General features: G+C 60.9%; 14 protein-coding genes. 2 read left to right on the top strand and 12 right to left on the bottom strand.

Features of this window, described 5'->3' with window-relative positions; all coding sequences use genetic code 11:
- Nucleotide 1: 1 nt before the first annotated feature.
- The 11 genes from lpxD to rpsB form a co-directional block, all read right to left on the bottom strand.
- Entirely contained in the window at nucleotides 2-1039 is a 1038-nt protein-coding gene (lpxD, locus tag BT173_RS17780; RefSeq protein ID WP_072430022.1) for a UDP-3-O-(3-hydroxymyristoyl)glucosamine N-acyltransferase, read from the bottom strand.
- A gap of 3 nt (nucleotides 1040-1042) precedes the next feature.
- Nucleotides 1043-1534: an OmpH/Skp family outer membrane protein gene (locus BT173_RS17775; protein ID WP_072430021.1), complete on the bottom strand. Its 492-nt coding sequence runs from the start codon at nucleotides 1532-1534 to the stop codon at nucleotides 1043-1045.
- Between the two features lie 46 nt (nucleotides 1535-1580).
- Complete coding sequence (gene bamA / locus BT173_RS17770) at nucleotides 1581-3869, bottom strand: outer membrane protein assembly factor BamA (RefSeq protein ID WP_072430020.1); 2289 nt, start codon at nucleotides 3867-3869, stop codon at nucleotides 1581-1583.
- A gap of 67 nt (nucleotides 3870-3936) precedes the next feature.
- Complete coding sequence (gene rseP / locus BT173_RS17765; RefSeq protein WP_072430019.1) at nucleotides 3937-5289, bottom strand: RIP metalloprotease RseP; 1353 nt, start codon at nucleotides 5287-5289, stop codon at nucleotides 3937-3939.
- Nucleotides 5290-5378: 89 nt separating this feature from the next.
- A complete protein-coding gene (ispC, locus tag BT173_RS17760) occupies nucleotides 5379-6575 on the bottom strand; it encodes a 1-deoxy-D-xylulose-5-phosphate reductoisomerase (RefSeq protein ID WP_072430018.1) in 1197 nt (398 codons plus the stop codon).
- 18 nt (nucleotides 6576-6593) lie between these two features.
- Nucleotides 6594-7412 carry a phosphatidate cytidylyltransferase gene (locus tag BT173_RS17755; protein ID WP_072430017.1) on the bottom strand — a complete coding sequence of 273 codons (819 nt, stop codon included), beginning with the start codon at nucleotides 7410-7412 and terminating at the stop codon, nucleotides 6594-6596.
- A complete protein-coding gene (uppS, locus tag BT173_RS17750; RefSeq protein WP_217651506.1) occupies nucleotides 7406-8101 on the bottom strand; it encodes a polyprenyl diphosphate synthase in 696 nt (231 codons plus the stop codon). The genes BT173_RS17755 and uppS overlap by 7 nt, the downstream gene beginning before the upstream one ends.
- 79 nt (nucleotides 8102-8180) lie before the next feature.
- Nucleotides 8181-8738, bottom strand: a complete 558-nt coding sequence (frr, locus tag BT173_RS17745; RefSeq protein WP_072430015.1) for a ribosome recycling factor — start codon at nucleotides 8736-8738, stop codon at nucleotides 8181-8183.
- A gap of 182 nt (nucleotides 8739-8920) precedes the next feature.
- Nucleotides 8921-9640, bottom strand: a complete 720-nt coding sequence (pyrH, locus tag BT173_RS17740; RefSeq protein WP_072430014.1) for a UMP kinase — start codon at nucleotides 9638-9640, stop codon at nucleotides 8921-8923.
- A 158-nt stretch (nucleotides 9641-9798) separates the two neighbouring features.
- Nucleotides 9799-10671 (bottom strand): translation elongation factor Ts, encoded by an 873-nt coding sequence (gene tsf, locus BT173_RS17735; protein WP_072430013.1) that lies wholly within the window; start codon nucleotides 10669-10671, stop codon nucleotides 9799-9801.
- Nucleotides 10672-10757: 86 nt separating this feature from the next.
- Entirely contained in the window at nucleotides 10758-11480 is a 723-nt protein-coding gene (gene rpsB, locus BT173_RS17730) for a 30S ribosomal protein S2 (protein ID WP_072430012.1), read from the bottom strand.
- 402 nt (nucleotides 11481-11882) lie between these two features.
- On the opposite strand from rpsB, the gene trxB reads away from it, so the two are divergent.
- Nucleotides 11883-12836: a thioredoxin-disulfide reductase gene (gene trxB / locus BT173_RS17725; RefSeq protein WP_072430011.1), complete on the top strand. Its 954-nt coding sequence runs from the start codon at nucleotides 11883-11885 to the stop codon at nucleotides 12834-12836.
- Between the two features lie 87 nt (nucleotides 12837-12923).
- Nucleotides 12924-13556, top strand: a complete 633-nt coding sequence (locus BT173_RS17720; protein ID WP_084658834.1) for a Smr/MutS family protein — start codon at nucleotides 12924-12926, stop codon at nucleotides 13554-13556.
- Nucleotides 13557-13608: 52 nt separating this feature from the next.
- Here BT173_RS17720 and BT173_RS17715 read toward each other — a convergent pair whose 3' ends face one another.
- On the bottom strand, nucleotides 13609-14901 hold the full coding sequence (locus BT173_RS17715; protein ID WP_072430010.1) for a DUF4397 domain-containing protein: 1293 nt from the start codon (nucleotides 14899-14901) through the stop codon (nucleotides 13609-13611).
- Between the last annotated feature and the right edge of the window lie 218 nt (nucleotides 14902-15119).

The raw sequence follows: 15119 nt of genomic DNA, 5'->3' as shown, positions 1-15119 counted from the left end.
CTCATTCTCCCTGGTCGGCATCGAAGCGGCCGACTTTACGTTCAAGTTCTTTCAGGCGTGTCGCCATGCCGTCCAAGCGGCGCAGATGCGCGGCATTGGCCAGCCAGTCTTCATGGCTTTGCACCGGATACTGGCCGACATAGGTGCCAGCCTTGAGGATGGATTTGCCCACCAGCGTGCCGGCCATCACATTGACCTTATCGGCGATATCCAGATGACCGAGGATCATCGCGCTGCCGCCAAAGGTGCAATAGGCACCGATGCGGGTGGAGCCGGCCACACCGACACAGCCGGCCATGGCGGTGTGTTTACCGATATGTACGTTGTGGGCAATCTGAATCTGATTATCCAGCCTTACGCCGTCCTCCAGCACGGTATCGCCGAGCGCACCACGATCAATGGTGGTCGACGCACCGATCTCAACATCATTGCCGATCAGCACGCGGCCGATCTGGGGAATCTTGTACCAGGCCTCACCGGTCCAGGCATTGCCAAAACCGTCGGCACCGATCACCGCATTCGGGTGCACGATCACGCGCTCACCAAGCTGGCAGCTGTCGCCGACCACCACATTCGCATGCAGCCAGCTCGCCGCACCCAGTTGCACATCCGCGCCAAGCTGCACGCCGGCAGCCAGCACGCAGTCTGCACCGATACGGCTACCCTCGCCCACGCTGACAAAGGGGCCGATGGCCGCACTCGGGTCGATCTGCGCACCGGCTGCAATCACCGCACTCGGATGGATGCCTGGCGCGGGACGACGCGGCGGGTTGAGCAAGGTGGAAATCTGCGCGAAATACAGATAGGGGTTGGCCGCCACGATGCGTGGCTTATCGGTCAGTGCACGCGCTTTATCGCCCAGCACGATGGCGCCGGCGGCCGTTTCGGCCAGCTGGCGCGCGTACTTGGGATTGGCAAGAAAGGCGATCTGGGTGCTGCCTGCAGCTTCCAGCGTGGCAACCTGCTGGATCTCCACGTCTGCACCCAGCAACTCGCCGCCGAAACGGGCGATGAAATCGGACAGCCGATAGGACGGCATGGCTTACTTATCAGCCAAGGCCTTCAACACCTTTTCGGTGATGTCGAGCTTGGGATTGATGTAAACGGCTTCTTGCAGGATGGCATCGAATTTCTCGGCCGCGGCGATCTGCTGGATCGTGTTGTAAACACGTTCCTGGATGCCCGAGAGTTCTTCATTGCGGCGTACATTCAGGTCTTCGCGGAACTCGCGCTGCATACGGGTCTGGTCCTGCTGCAGCTTGATGAGTTCACGCTCCTTATTGCGGCGGTCGGTCTCGGCCATGGTCAGGCCGCCCTTGTCGAGTTCGACCTGGCGCGCGCGCGCCTGCTCGGTCACCTTCTTCAGCTCGCTCTCGCGCGCGGCGAATTCCTTTTCCAGCTTCTTGGTGGCCTTCACGGCAGGGCCAGACTCGCGCAGGATGCGGTCGAGATTGACGAAGCCGACCTTGATGTCCTGGGCCATGGCGGGCGCCAGCAAGGTGGTGGAAAGCAATAGGCTGAGCAGGCGTTTCACGATGACTACCTCTTTGTAGCGAATCAGTACTGAAAAGCAGGCTGAATCAGAAAATCTGGCCAAGCGAGAACTGGAAGCGCTCGAGTTTATCGTCGGCCTTGGCATTCAGGGGTTTGGCATAGCTGAACTTCATCGGCCCCACCGGTGCCAGCCAGCTCAGCGCCACGCCGGTCGAGTAGCGCAGGTCGTCAAGCGCAAACTTCTGCCCCTCGCCCCAGACACTACCGCCGTCCACAAAGGCGGACAAGCGCACAGATTTGTCGTTCTTCATGCCCGGCATGGGCAGCAGCAACTCCAGATTGCTGACCAGGCGGCGGTTACCGCCGAGATTATTGCCGGCCGAGTCGACACGACCCAGGCTGGAGCTCTCATAGCCACGCACCGAGCCCACGCCACCGGCGAAGAAGCTCGAGTAGAACGGCAGTGTATCGCCGCTATAGCCCTTGCCGATACCGGCTTCCACATTCCACAGGAAGGTGAAGGTCTTGTTCAGTGCCACAAACCACTGATGTTGGGCGGTCAGCTTGGCGTACTGGATATCGCCGCCAGGCAGGGCCACTTCGCCGCTGACCGTCATCAGGCGGCCACGAGTGGGGAAGAGTGCGCTGTCGCGCGTATCGCGCGCCCAGCCAGCCGTACCCAGGAAGGTCAGATTGGTATCGCCGTTCTTGTTCACGAAGTCGATATAGCGTTGCGGGCTGTTCTGGTAGACGGTGAGCTTGGAGCGCTCGCCAGTCAGGCCAAAATTGACGCTATCGTACTCAGACACTGGCACCGACCAGCGCATGCCCAGACCCACGGTATCGTTCAGATAGGCGCCGATCGAGGTGCTCGACTCGGACGCATCGTAGCTGCGCTTGTAGATATCGAAGCCACGCGACACGCCATCGGGCGTCGCATACGGGTTGGTGAAGGACAGCGCATACACACGGCTGCTCGAGCTGGTGTTCAGCTCCAGCTTCAGATATTTGCCGCTACCGAAGATATTGGCCTGAGCAATCGAGCCCGACAGCACCATGCCCTCGGACTGCGAGTAGCCGGCACCCACCTGGATATTGCCGGTCTGCTTCTCGACCACGGTCACGTTCACATCGACCTGGTCAGTGCTATCGGCCACCAGCGGAGTGTCGATATTCACTTCCGAGAAGTAGCCAAGCAGATCGAGACGCTCCTTGGAACGCTTGATCTTCCAGCCGGCAAACGGCGCGGCCTCCAGCTGACGCAGCTCGCGGCGGATCACTTCGTCGCGAGTGCGGGTGTTACCGCTGATATTCACGCGGCGCACATAGGTCTTGCGGCCCGGATCGACATAGAAGGTAAAGGCGGCCTGCGACTTTTCCTGGTTGATCTCGGGCACCGCATTGATATTGGCGAAGGCATAGCCCTCATTGGCCAGGCGGTCGGAAATCTGCTCGGTGGCCGCATTGATCTTGGCGCGCGAGAACACCTCGCCCGGCTTGATATCAACCAGCTTGGCCAGCTCCGCCTCAGGCACGATCAGGTCGCCAGCAAAGCGCACCGCGCTGACGGTGAACTGCTTACCCTCTTCCAGATTGACGGTCAGGAACATGTCCTTCTTGTCATCAGACAGCGCGACCTGCTGGGAATTGATATTGAATTCCAGGTAGCCGTTATCGAGATAGAAGGAGCGCAAGGCTTCAATGTCGGCTTGCAGCTTGGGCTTGGAATACTGATCGGACTTGGTAAACCAGGAGAACCAGCCGCCGGTATTGAGCTGGAAGCTGTCCTTGAGCTCACTTTCCTTATAGGTCTCGTTGCCGACCAGATTGATCTGCTTGATGGTGGCGACCAGGCCTTCGGAGATATCGAAGCCAATCGAGACCCGGTTGCGCTCCAGGCGGGTGACCGTGGTCTTGATCTGCACCGAATACTTGCCGCGGCTGTAGTACTGGCGCTTGAGTTCCTGCTCGGCCGAGCCAAGCACCGACTGGTCGAAGGTGCGGCTCTCGGCCAGACCATTCTCGCGCAGTGCCTTCAGCAGCTGATCGGATTCGAATTCCTTGGCGCCATTGATCTGGATCGCAGCAATCACCGGACGCTCGTCCAAGGCCACCACCAGCACGTCCTGATCGGCCTCGATGCGCACATCGCGGTAGAAGCCGGTGGCAAACAGGGCCTTGACGGCGGCCTGTGCCTTCTCGTCGTCCATCCTATCGCCGACCTTCACCGGCAGATAGTTGAAAACCGTACCGGCTTCGGTGCGCTGGATGCCTTCGACGCGGATTTCCTTGATGACAAAGGGTTCGAATGCGTAAGCGGGAGTGGCGAGGCCGAACACGGCCAGCAGGGCGAGGGAGATCGAGGTCGGTTTCATAAACAAATCTGGCGCCGCCAACAGGCGGTGACGGCACCGGTGATTGAGGATGGGATCAACAGCTGAATCAGCTGCCGACCAAGCGCGTGAGGTCGTTGAACACTGCCACAACCATCAAGGCCGCGAGGAGTCCGACGCCCACGCGCTGCCCGAGTTCCATGGCGCGCTCCGACAAGGGCCGGCCCCGCAAAATTTCGGCGAAATAATACATCAAATGACCGCCGTCCAGCACCGGCACAGGCAGCAGGTTCATCACCCCGAGACTGATGCTGATCAGGCAGAGAAACTCCAGATAGGCGCGCAGGCCATATTGCGCACTCTGGCCCGCATAATCGGCAATCGCCACTGGGCCGGACAGCTGCTTGACCGAGACATTGCCGGTCAGCATGCGCCACATCATCTTCAGGGACAGCGCCGTGGTGGTCCAGGTCTGCTGCAGCGACTGAGCGAGCGCGGAGAACACGCCGTATTGCACCGGCTTACGCAGCGACTGCATGGCCTCGATATCCACGGCCGGGGCCGCACCGATACGACCAATACGCGCCTCGCCATCCTGTACCGCCTTCGGGCGCAGCTTCACGGTCAGCGGCGCGCCATCGCGCAAGACCGTAATCTCGGTTGCCTGATCCGGGCGGGCACGAATCGCCGCCGCGAAACTAACCCAATCAGGCGTCGCCTGCTCGCCCACCTTCCAGAGTCGGTCACCAGCACGCAGGCCCGCCTGGGCCGCCGCGCCATCCGGCAGCAGCGCACCCAACTCATGCCGATAGACCGCGATGGACAGGCCGATGCGGCCAGCCAGATCGCCATCGATCCATTCCTTGTCGATCTGGGCGAAATCCAGTTCGCGATTGACCACGCCACCATTCGGGCGGCTGACTTCCACTTGCACGCGCGCCTTGGCGGCCGCGCGCTCGATCAGACTCAGGCGGGCAGCAGCCCAGCTCTCGATCTCCTCACCATCGATGCGGTTCAGCGTGTCACCAGGCAGAAAGCCCGCTTCGGCTGCCATGGTTGCCGGCGCGACGCTACCGATGCGCGGTGTCAGCACTTCCACGCCATTCAGGAAGATGGCCCAGTAGACGAGGATGGCGAGCAGGAAGTTGGCGATCGGGCCAGCCGCCACCACGGCGATGCGCTTGCCCACCGTCTGGCGATTGAAGGCGCGCGCAAGCTCCACCTCGGCGACCGGCGCTTCACGCTCATCCAGCATACGCACATAGCCGCCGAGCGGAATCGCCGCCAGCTGCCATTGCGTCTCGCCGCGCTGCCATTTGAGCAGCGGCTTGCCAAAGCCGATCGAGAAAGTCAGCACCTTGATGCCGCAACGACGCGCCACCCAGTAGTGACCAAATTCATGCACGGTGACCAGCACACCGATCGCCAGAGCGAAGGCCAGCAGGGTAATCAGGATAGACATACTCAAACCTCTCGAAGCACGGCCGCCCAAACACGGGACGGCCTAGTACACCTGCAGTAGACTGGATTGGGCGTGGTGCGTTCGTCCACTCAATGCCCGTGCTGGCTGAGCCAGCCGCGGGCAAACTCGCGCGCGCTCGCATCGGCTGCAATCAGGCTGTCCAGCGAGTCGGCATCGAAAGCGGCACTCACGCTACGCAGGGCGGCCTCATTCAGGCCTGCGATATCGGTAAAGCCGATGCGCGCATCCAGGAAGGCCGCCACCGCCTCTTCATTGGCCGCATTCAGCACAGCCGGCGCCGCACCGGCCAGGCGCAGCGCCTCGAAGGCCAGCGCCAGACAGGGAAAACGTTCGGTATCGGGTTGCTCGAAATCCAGCCGGGCAATCTGGAACAGGTCGAGCGAGGCGACCCCGGCGTCAATACGTTCAGGCCAGGCCAGGCCATAGGCGATAGGAGTACGCATATCAGGATTGCCGAGCTGAGCCAGCACCGAGCCATCCACATACTCGACCATGGAATGGATCACGCTCTGCGGATGCACGACCACCGCGATGCGCTCGGGCTGCAGATCGAACAGCCAGCGCGCCTCGATGACTTCGAGACCCTTGTTCATCAAGCTGGCGGAATCGACCGAGATCTTGCGCCCCATCGACCAGTTCGGGTGCTTGACCGCCTGCGCGGGCGTCACCTCGCGCAGCTGCTCGGCGCTGAACTGTCGGAAAGGACCACCCGAGGCCGTCAGCAGAATACGCTGCACACCTTGGGCAGGCTGATCATTGAAGGGCTGCGGCAGGCATTGATAGATCGCATTGTGCTCGCTGTCGATAGGCAGCAAGGTCGCACCACCCTCGCGCGCCGCATCCATGAACAGGCGGCCGGCCATGACCAGGGTTTCTTTATTGGCCAGCAGTACACGCTTGCCAGCGCGTGCGGCCGCCAGCGTGGGGCGCATGCCGGCCGCGCCGACAATCGCTGCCATCACGGCGTCAACTTCAGCATGGCTGGCCACATATTCCAACGCCTGCACGCCCGCTGAGGCCTCGATATCGCCTAGACCGGCCACAGCCAGCCGCTCGCGCAGCTCGGGTAGGCGGGCCGGATCGGCCAGCACCGCATGGCGCGGGCGGAACTGCGCGCACTGAGCGACCAGCTTGTCGAGCTGACCATGTGCCGACAGGGCAAAGACCTGGTAGCGATCGGGATGGCGCGCCACCACATCCAGCGTGCTAAGGCCAATGCTGCCGGTGGAGCCAAGAATGGTAAGGCGCTGAAGCGGAGAAGCCATGGGCAGGGAATCCAACAATTAGGCCAGGGCGAGTGCGTAGACGAAGAGTAGTGCGGCTGCCACCGGCGCCAGAGCCAGCAGGCTGTCGACGCGGTCGAGCACACCGCCGTGGCCGGGCAGCAGATTGCTGGAATCCTTGAGCCCCACCTGACGCTTGAGCAGCGATTCGAACAGATCGCCGACCACGCTGACCGCGGTCAGCGCCCAACCGAGCGGCAGCAACAGCCAGAGCGGCAGCTGCGACACCAAGGGTGCGCCCAACTGCTGCAGGGTGACCAGGTAGACACTGACGGCTACCAGCGCGCCATACACGCCCTCCCAGCTCTTACCGGGGCTGATGCTGGGCGCCAGCTTGCGGCGCCCGAAGGCACGGCCAGCAAAGTAGGCAGCGATATCAGCCACCCAGGCAATCGCCAACACCAGCAGCAGGACCAACGGGCCTTGTTGCATTTCACGGAAGCGGGTGACGGCGGCCAGCGCAGCCAGCAGGATCAGCCAGCCAAGCAGCGCTGACGACCATTTATGCTTGAGTGTCCATTTCTGGCGCAGCCAGAGCGGCACCGCCAACAGCCAGAACAGCAGGGCAAACGCATCCAGCAGCGGCGCCCAGCTCTTGGCCAGCGGCAACAGCAGCCAGGCGACGCCCAGCAGCACAAAAGCGGCGATGAATACACCCTGCTCGGCCCGGTCGAAACGGGCAAAGCGCGCCCATTCCCAAGCGCCAAAACTCAGTGCAAACAGGGCGAAGCCGCCCCAGACCAGGGGCGGGTCGAGAAACAGGGCCGCCAGGACCGCAGGCAGCAAGAGCAGCGCGGTCAGCACACGGGTTTTCAGCATGCGCTTTCCTTGAGCTGCTCACTGGTACGGCCAAAGCGACGTTCGCGTTGGCGGTAGGAGTCGATGGCGATCTGCAGCTGGGCACGATCGAAGTCGGGCCAGAACACATCGGTGAAGTACAGCTCGGTATAGGCGAGCTGCCAGAGCAGGAAGTTGGAGATGCGCGCCTCGCCGCCGGTGCGCACGAAGAGATCGGGCTCCGGCGCATAGGACATAGCCAGATAGGGCGTCAGTGCATCCTCATCCACCGTACCAGTGGCGAAATCGGGCCGCGCGCGCAGCAGGGCCTGGGTAGCCTGCAACACATCCCAACGACCGCCGTAGTCAGCGGCAATGGTCAGCGTCAGACCGGTATTGGCTGCAGTACGCGCCTCGGCCGCTTCGATCATACGCACGATCTCCGGCGCGAAACGATCGCGCCGACCGATCAGCTTGAGGCGAATGCCCTTCTTGTCGAGCTTGTTGACCTCACGCTCGAGCACGGTAAGGAACAAGCCCATCAGGAAGGACACCTCCTCCTGCGGCCGGCGCCAGTTTTCACTGGAGAAAGCGAACAGGGTCAGGAACTCCACCCCCAGCTCATCGCAGGCCTTGACCATTTCGCGCAGGGTTTCCACCCCCTGCTTGTGCCCGGCCACACGTGGCAGAAAACGCTTCTTGGCCCAGCGCCCGTTGCCATCCATGATCATGGCGATATGGCGCGGCACGCAGGCCACTTCAGGCACAGCCTGGGTAGAACTTTTGAACAGAGCCACGACGGTTTTCCGCTTACACCGTCAGCAGTTCTTTTTCTTTATCGGCCAGCTGCTTGTCGATCTCGGCAATCGCCTTGTCAGTCAGCTTCTGGATATCGTCGGATGCGCGGCGCTCCTCATCCTCCGACACCAGCTTGTCCTTCACGCCCTTCTTCAGCTGCTCATTCGCATCGCGACGCACATTGCGCACTGCCACGCGGCTATCTTCGGCTTCGCCACGCACCACCTTGATCAGGTCCTTACGGCGCTCTTCGGTCAACGCCGGCATCGGCACACGCACCACATCACCCATCGAGGCGGGGTTCAGACCGAGGTCGGAATCGCGGATTGCCTTTTCGATGGCAGCTGCCATCTTCTTTTCGAACGGCGACACCGATAGGGTGCGCGCATCCATCAGGCCCACGCTGGCCACTTGGTTGATCGGGGTCGGGTTGCCGTAGTAATCGACCATCACATGGTCAAGCAGACCGGCATGGGCACGGCCAGTACGGACTTTGGCCAAGTTGGCCTTCAGGTTTTCCACCGATTTCAGCATTTTCTGTTCGGCGTTCTTTTTCACGTCGGCGATCATCGCTCTCGCTCCTGCATTAATTCAATTCAGATATGAAAACGCGGACACCTTGGGAGTCCGCGCGAAATTTTTTCAGGCACGCCACCGCTATCCGCCGTGGCACGCCGCCTTGCTGTCATCAGCAAGGGCGCAAGCACACCGCTCTAGCCGACTCAGAAAAGCGTCGACGCCGGGCGGCAAGCTCAGCAGTGTACCAGCGTACCCTCGTCTTCGCCGAGTACCACGCGCTTGAGCGCACCCGCCTTGAAGATGCTGAACACACGGATATTCATGTTCTGATCGCGGCACAGCGCCAGGGCGGTCGCATCCATTACCTTCAAATTCTTGCTGATCGCCTCGTCGAAGGTCAGCTTGGAGTAGCGCACCGCATCCGGGTTCTTCTTCGGATCATCGGTGTACACGCCATCCACCTTGGTGGCCTTCATCACGATGTCGGCGTTCATTTCCATGCCGCGCAAGGCAGCGGCCGTATCGGTGGTGAAGAATGGGTTACCGGTACCGGCACCGAAGATCACTACCTTGCCCTCTTCGAGGTACTGGATGGCCTTCGGGCGGATATAGGGCTCGGCGACCTGCTGGATGGTCAGCGCCGACTGCACGCGGCTGACCAGACCTTGCTGGCGCATCGCATCCTGCAGCGCCATCGCATTCATCACGGTGGCCAGCATGCCCATATAGTCGGCCGTAGCACGATCCATCCCGGCCGCAGCCGGCGCCACACCACGGAAGATATTGCCGCCGCCAATCACGACTGCAATCTGCACACCCAACTCGGCCACTTCCTTGACCTCGGCCACGATGCGCTCGACGGTCGCGCGGTTGATCCCATAACTATCCTCGCCCATCAGCGCTTCACCCGAGAGTTTGAGGAGGATGCGTTTGTAGATGGGGGTCTGGCTCATGGAATCACCTTATATATGGGTAGAAAACAGCTTCTTTGTAGCAGCACAGCCTGGAAAAGTTCGGCCTTTCCAGACCTGGGTCGGTGCATTTCCGACCCTTACTTGCAAAACAACCGCCCGGGTCGCCCCGGACGGTTGCCTTTTACAACGGGTACAACTTAAACCTTGGCAGCAGCAGCCACTTCAGCAGCGAAGTCGACAACCTTCTTCTCAATGCCTTCGCCCACCACATACATGGTGAAGGACTTGATGCTGGCGCCATTGGCCTTCAGCAGCTGTTCGATGGTCTGCTTGTCATCCTTGACGAAAGGCTGGCTCAGCAGGGTCACTTCCTTCAGGAACTTCTGCACGGTGCCTTCGGCAATCTTGTCCCACATGGCTTCCGGCTTACCGGCTTCCTTGGCACGCTCGATGGCCACGCGACGCTCGGTGGCGATCAGCTCGGCATCCACGCCCGAGGCATCCAGCGACTTCGGCTTGCAAGCGGCGATGTGCATGGCGATATCCTTGCCCAGTGCCTCATTGCCACCAACCAGATCCACCACCACACCAATCTTGGAGCCGTGCAGATAGGTAGCCAGCAGGCCGTCGGTTTCGATGCGGGTGAAGCGACGCACGTTGATGTTCTCGCCCAGCTTGGCGATGATGGCCTTGCGCAGCTCTTCCACGGTTTCGCCGGAAGCAGTCTTCACATTGCCCAGTGCTTCCACATCGGCCGGATTGCCGGTCACGATGGCTTCGGCAGCGGCAGCAGCGAAAGCCAGGAAGCCAGCGTCCTTGCCCACGAAGTCGGTTTCGCAGTTGATTTCCGCCAGGGCGCCAACACCACCCTTGACGAAGGCAGCCACGGTACCTTCAGCGGCGGTACGGCCAGCCACCTTGGAAGCCTTGTTACCCGACTTGATGCGCAGTGCTTCTTCAGCCGCCTTCAGATCGCCATTTGCTTCAACCAGGGCCTTCTTGCAATCCATCATGCCCAGGCCGGTCATTTCGCGCAGCTCGCCAACCATCTTTGCAGTGATTTCAGCCATCTTGGTACTCCTTGATCAGTAAATTCGGTAAAGACTAAGAAAAAGGGGCTTGCGCCCCTTTTTCGGAAAATCAGATTGCAGCCGTATTAAGCAGCTTGGGCAGCAGCAGCGGCAGCAACGATTTCCTGGATAGCCTGGGCACGGCCTTCGAGGATGGCATCAGCCACACCACGAGCGTACAGACGGATCGCACGTGCCGAGTCATCGTTACCCGGGATCACGTAGTCGATGCCTTCCGGCGAGTTGTTGGTATCCACCACGCCAATGACCGGAATGCCCAGCTTCTTGGCTTCAACGATGGTGCCCTTCTGATAGCCAACGTCGACCACGAAGATAGCGTCCGGCAGGCCGTTCATATCCTTGATACCACCCAGCGAGCGCTCGAGCTTCTCGACTTCGCGGCTCAGCATCAGGGTTTCTTTCTTGGACAGGCCATTGTTGGCATCAGCCAGCGTGGCTTGCAGGTCGTTCAAACGCTTGATCGATTGCTTGACCGTCTTGTAGTTGGTCAGCATGCCACCCAGCCAGCGGTGATCAACAAACGGTGCGCCAGCGCGCAGGGCTTCTTCCTGGACGATCTCGCGAGCCTGACGCTTAGTACCAACGAACAGCACGCTGCCCTTGTTGGCGGTCAGACGACGAACATAGGTCAGTGCCTGCTCGAACATCGGCAGGGACTTTTCCAGGTTGATGATGTGGATCTTGTTGCGATGACCGAAGATGAACGGGGCCATCTTCGGGTTCCAGTAACGGGTTTGGTGGCCGAAGTGAACACCGGCTTCCAGCATTTCGCGCATGCTAACGGACATGAGATAACTCCAAGCGAGGGTTAGGGTCTTACCGCTCACGACCGACACAGCGCCCTTGATTTGGACTGCTGCACCCTGGCTCGCGTGAGCGGGAGATTTACTTCCCGGAATTGGGAAGCCCGCTATTGTAAGCCGATTAACGCTTTTTACTCAAGCAGCACCGACTTCTCGACACACTGTCCCGCGCATTGCGCGTTTCATCCACCGGGACCGGCACGGCATGAACCCGGCACGGTCGCTATAAGCTGCATTGAAACAATCAATTTAAGCGCGCAACAAACACCGATTTATACTATGGCGAACGCAAGCAGGACTGCCGGGTCGAAACCTCCCTTCGCCGGGCAACCCCGCTTTGCAACACCCTGCCTCACACCAGCGCGTACAGCGATAAAGGAAACCGTTATGTCCAAGGTCACCCACAGCAGTCTACTCATTCTCGGCTCCGGCCCGGCCGGCTACACAGCCGCCGTGTATGCCGCACGCGCCAATCGCAAGCCCCTGCTGGTCACGGGTCTGGCACAGGGCGGCCAGTTGATGACGACGACCGAAGTGGACAACTGGCCAGCCGACGCCGACGGCGTGCAAGGCCCGGAACTGATGCAGCGCTTTGAGAAGCACGCGCGCCGCTTCGGCACGGAAATCGTGTTCGACCATATCCACACCACCAAACTGCAGGAAAAGCCGATCCGCCTGATTGGCGATGCCGGCGAGTACACCTGTGACGCACTGATCATCGCCACCGGCGCCTCGGCGCAGTATCTGGGCCTGCCGTCCGAAGAAGCCTTCATGGGCCGCGGCGTGTCGGGCTGCGCGACCTGCGACGGCTTTTTCTACCGCAACCAGAAGGTTGCCGTGGTCGGCGGCGGCAATACCGCCGTGGAAGAGGCGCTTTACCTGGCCAATATCGCCAGCCATGTCACCCTTGTGCATCGCCGGGATACCTTCCGCGCCGAGAAGATCCTGATCGATCACCTGATGGAGAAGGTTGAGTCAGGCAAGATCAGCCTGCAACTGAACAGCACGCTGGACGAAGTGCTGGGCGACGATAGCGGCGTGAACGGCATCCGCGTCAAATCCACCGTGGATAGCTCGACCCAGAACCTGGAAGTGACCGGCTGCTTTATCGCCATTGGCCATAAGCCGAATACCGATATCTTTGCCGGTCAGCTGGAGATGGAAAACGGCTACATCATCACCAAGGGTGGCAATCAGGGCGGTGCCACCAGCACCAGTATTCCCGGCGTGTTTGCCGCGGGCGATGTGCAGGACCATATCTACCGCCAGGCCATCACCAGCGCCGCCACCGGCTGCCAGGCCGCACTGGATGCCGACAAGTATCTCGACACCCTGAAGTAAATAGGCCGGTCCGACTGACTGCAGTAAATCAACGGCATACTCCGGTATGCCGTTTTTGTTTTTCCGTCCACGCCTTTCGTCATCGCCATGTCGCGCCCGAAAACCCATCTTGCCAGCTTGCTCAAGCCGCTGATCAAAGCCCGCGCCATTCCTGCCAGCGCGAGCCGCACACCCAGCAAGACCAAGCCGGCACCCGACGAGCAACAGCTGCTGCGCGAGGCGATGCGCGACGTCACGCCGCTGCAGCGCGCCCTGCCCTACCCGCATCCAGGCAAGCCTACTCCGCCTTGGCCACTCAAGCAGCCAGATATCAGCGAGCAGGACAGGCAGGATTTCATGAGCGATTTCTGGCCTTGGGATGGACAGAGTGGCGACACAGCCAAGCTATTCGTACGCAGCGGCCAGAAGCTCGATACCCTGCGCAAACTCAGACGCGGCCACTGGCCCATCCAGGGCGAGCTCGATCTGCACGGCATGGATAGCGATGCCGCGCGCGCAGCGGTCGGCAGCTTTATCCTTCGTTGTGTGAATACCCGGCGGCGCTGCGTGCGCATCGTGCATGGCAAGGGCCTGGGCTCGCGGCAAGGCGAGCCGGTGCTTAAGCACAAGTTGCGCAACTGGCTGGTGCAACGCGACGAGGTGCAGGCTTTCTGCGAGCCGGAAGAACAAGCAGGTGGCGCCGGCGCCTTGCTGATTCTGCTGCGCGGCCCCAAGTCCTGAAAACAAACAGGCTCGCCAAGGCGAGCCTGTTTGCCAACATCGACGTACCAACTCAGTTATCGGTCAGCACCTTCAGATCTAGCGGGTTCGTTGCGCCGCCCGCTGCACTGCCCACGGCATACACGCTATAGATCTTGCCCGACAGCAGGGTAACATTGCCCGAGATGGCCGTGGTCGCCGTACCCGCCGCATTCACCTTCACCGCATAGTCGCCGGCATCCACTTCCAGATAACCCGTTGCGTCCTTGAAGGCCACATCGCCAGCCAGTTCCGCATCATTGGCCAACACATCAACCAGGCCAGCATCCGGCGACAGGTGCACGATGCGCAGCTTGGCCTTGCCGGCAGCCGGGGTCGCGGTCGTGTCATCCAAGACCAGAGGCTCGATGCTGGCCAGCAGATTGGCCGCAATCACGCTGTAACGCTTGCCGGCTTCCAGCGGGACGTCCGCATCAATGACCGAGGTGGCAGTGTTAGCGGCATTCACCTTGAAGTTGTAGGTCTTGGCCAGCAGGCTGAGATAGCCGGTATCGGCCGGGAAACTCACATCGCCAGCCACTTCGGCATCATCGACCAGGATATCTACCGCCGGCGCATCGGGCGAGGCATGCACCGCGCGCACCTTGGCCTGCTTGTCACTCACTTCGAACACCGGCGCGGCCGCATCGCGGGTCAGCACCAGCAGCGACACCGGGGAATTGCCCGTGCTGGCATCCACGGCCGCAGCCACTAGATTGGCACCCGCAGCCAGACTCAAGGTTCCCGAGTCATATACAACGGTGCTGCTGCCTGTCGGCGTCACCCGAACACGATAGTCACCGGCCGGCACCTGCAGGGCATCGGATACGCCCTTGAAGGCGACATTGCTCAGCGTCGCCGTGCCCAGTGCGGCGCCAGGCGCGGTCACATACACATCCACATTCGGCGCCGACGGTGCCGCATGCACGACACGCAGCTTGATATTACCGGCAGTGGGTGCCACGCCATCCTCCTCGACCACCAATGGCTCGAGGCTCGCCCCTTTGTTCGCTGCAAATACCGTGTAGTAGCGATCCTTCGTCAGCGTTGGATTCGCACTGAGAACGGTTGTGGCACTGCCCGCCACATTGACCTTGATCGCATGCGCGCCAGCCGTTGTTGTCGCAAAGCCGGTTGCCGCTTTGAAAGCCGCCCCACTGACCACAGCAGCACCATCCAGCGTCACATCTACCGCTGGCGCATCCGGCGAAGCATGGACAACGCGCACATAGGCCTTGGCCTCGGGCGGCGGATCGTCGTCATCGTTGCACGCGGAAAGCAAGAAGACCGGCGCCAGCAGCGCCAGCAATGCAGCAGCTTTTTTCATGACTATCTCCTGATCAGTTGAGCGAATGACCTACAGCGATATCGGCACTGAACAAAGTTGCGCACCGCAATTAATTCAGTATTTGTACACTACATAAAACTGTACAAATAGACAAGTTGTATAAGTCAAAAGATAAGCAACGCCATTTACATTCCGGCACGGCTGGCTTGTGGGGCGGGCGCGGAGCAAGGACAATAGCGCGCCTCGTAAAACCACCA

Source organism: Chitinimonas taiwanensis DSM 18899 (assembly GCF_900119825.1).
Lineage (GTDB): Bacteria > Pseudomonadota > Gammaproteobacteria > Burkholderiales > Chitinimonadaceae > Chitinimonas > Chitinimonas taiwanensis.
This window is presented reverse-complemented; position numbering and strand designations above follow the sequence as displayed.

Excerpts from the sequence above, each read along its gene's own strand:
- trxB (WP_072430011.1), top strand. The coding sequence starts at position 11,883 with ATGTCCAAGGTCACCCACAGCAGTCTACTCATTCTCGGCTCCGGCCCG.
- rseP (WP_072430019.1), bottom strand. The coding sequence starts at position 5,289 with ATGTCTATCCTGATTACCCTGCTGGCCTTCGCTCTGGCGATCGGTGTG.
- tsf (WP_072430013.1), bottom strand. The coding sequence starts at position 10,671 with ATGGCTGAAATCACTGCAAAGATGGTTGGCGAGCTGCGCGAAATGACC.
- lpxD (WP_072430022.1), bottom strand. The coding sequence starts at position 1,039 with ATGCCGTCCTATCGGCTGTCCGATTTCATCGCCCGTTTCGGCGGCGAG.
- uppS (WP_217651506.1), bottom strand. The coding sequence starts at position 8,101 with ATGATCATGGATGGCAACGGGCGCTGGGCCAAGAAGCGTTTTCTGCCA.
- ispC (WP_072430018.1), bottom strand. The coding sequence starts at position 6,575 with ATGGCTTCTCCGCTTCAGCGCCTTACCATTCTTGGCTCCACCGGCAGC.
- rpsB (WP_072430012.1), bottom strand. The coding sequence starts at position 11,480 with ATGTCCGTTAGCATGCGCGAAATGCTGGAAGCCGGTGTTCACTTCGGC.
- frr (WP_072430015.1), bottom strand. The coding sequence starts at position 8,738 with ATGATCGCCGACGTGAAAAAGAACGCCGAACAGAAAATGCTGAAATCG.
- bamA (WP_072430020.1), bottom strand. The coding sequence starts at position 3,869 with ATGAAACCGACCTCGATCTCCCTCGCCCTGCTGGCCGTGTTCGGCCTC.
- BT173_RS17720 (WP_084658834.1), top strand. The coding sequence starts at position 12,924 with ATGTCGCGCCCGAAAACCCATCTTGCCAGCTTGCTCAAGCCGCTGATC.
- BT173_RS17715 (WP_072430010.1), bottom strand. The coding sequence starts at position 14,901 with ATGAAAAAAGCTGCTGCATTGCTGGCGCTGCTGGCGCCGGTCTTCTTG.
- BT173_RS17755 (WP_072430017.1), bottom strand. The coding sequence starts at position 7,412 with ATGCTGAAAACCCGTGTGCTGACCGCGCTGCTCTTGCTGCCTGCGGTC.
- pyrH (WP_072430014.1), bottom strand. The coding sequence starts at position 9,640 with ATGAGCCAGACCCCCATCTACAAACGCATCCTCCTCAAACTCTCGGGT.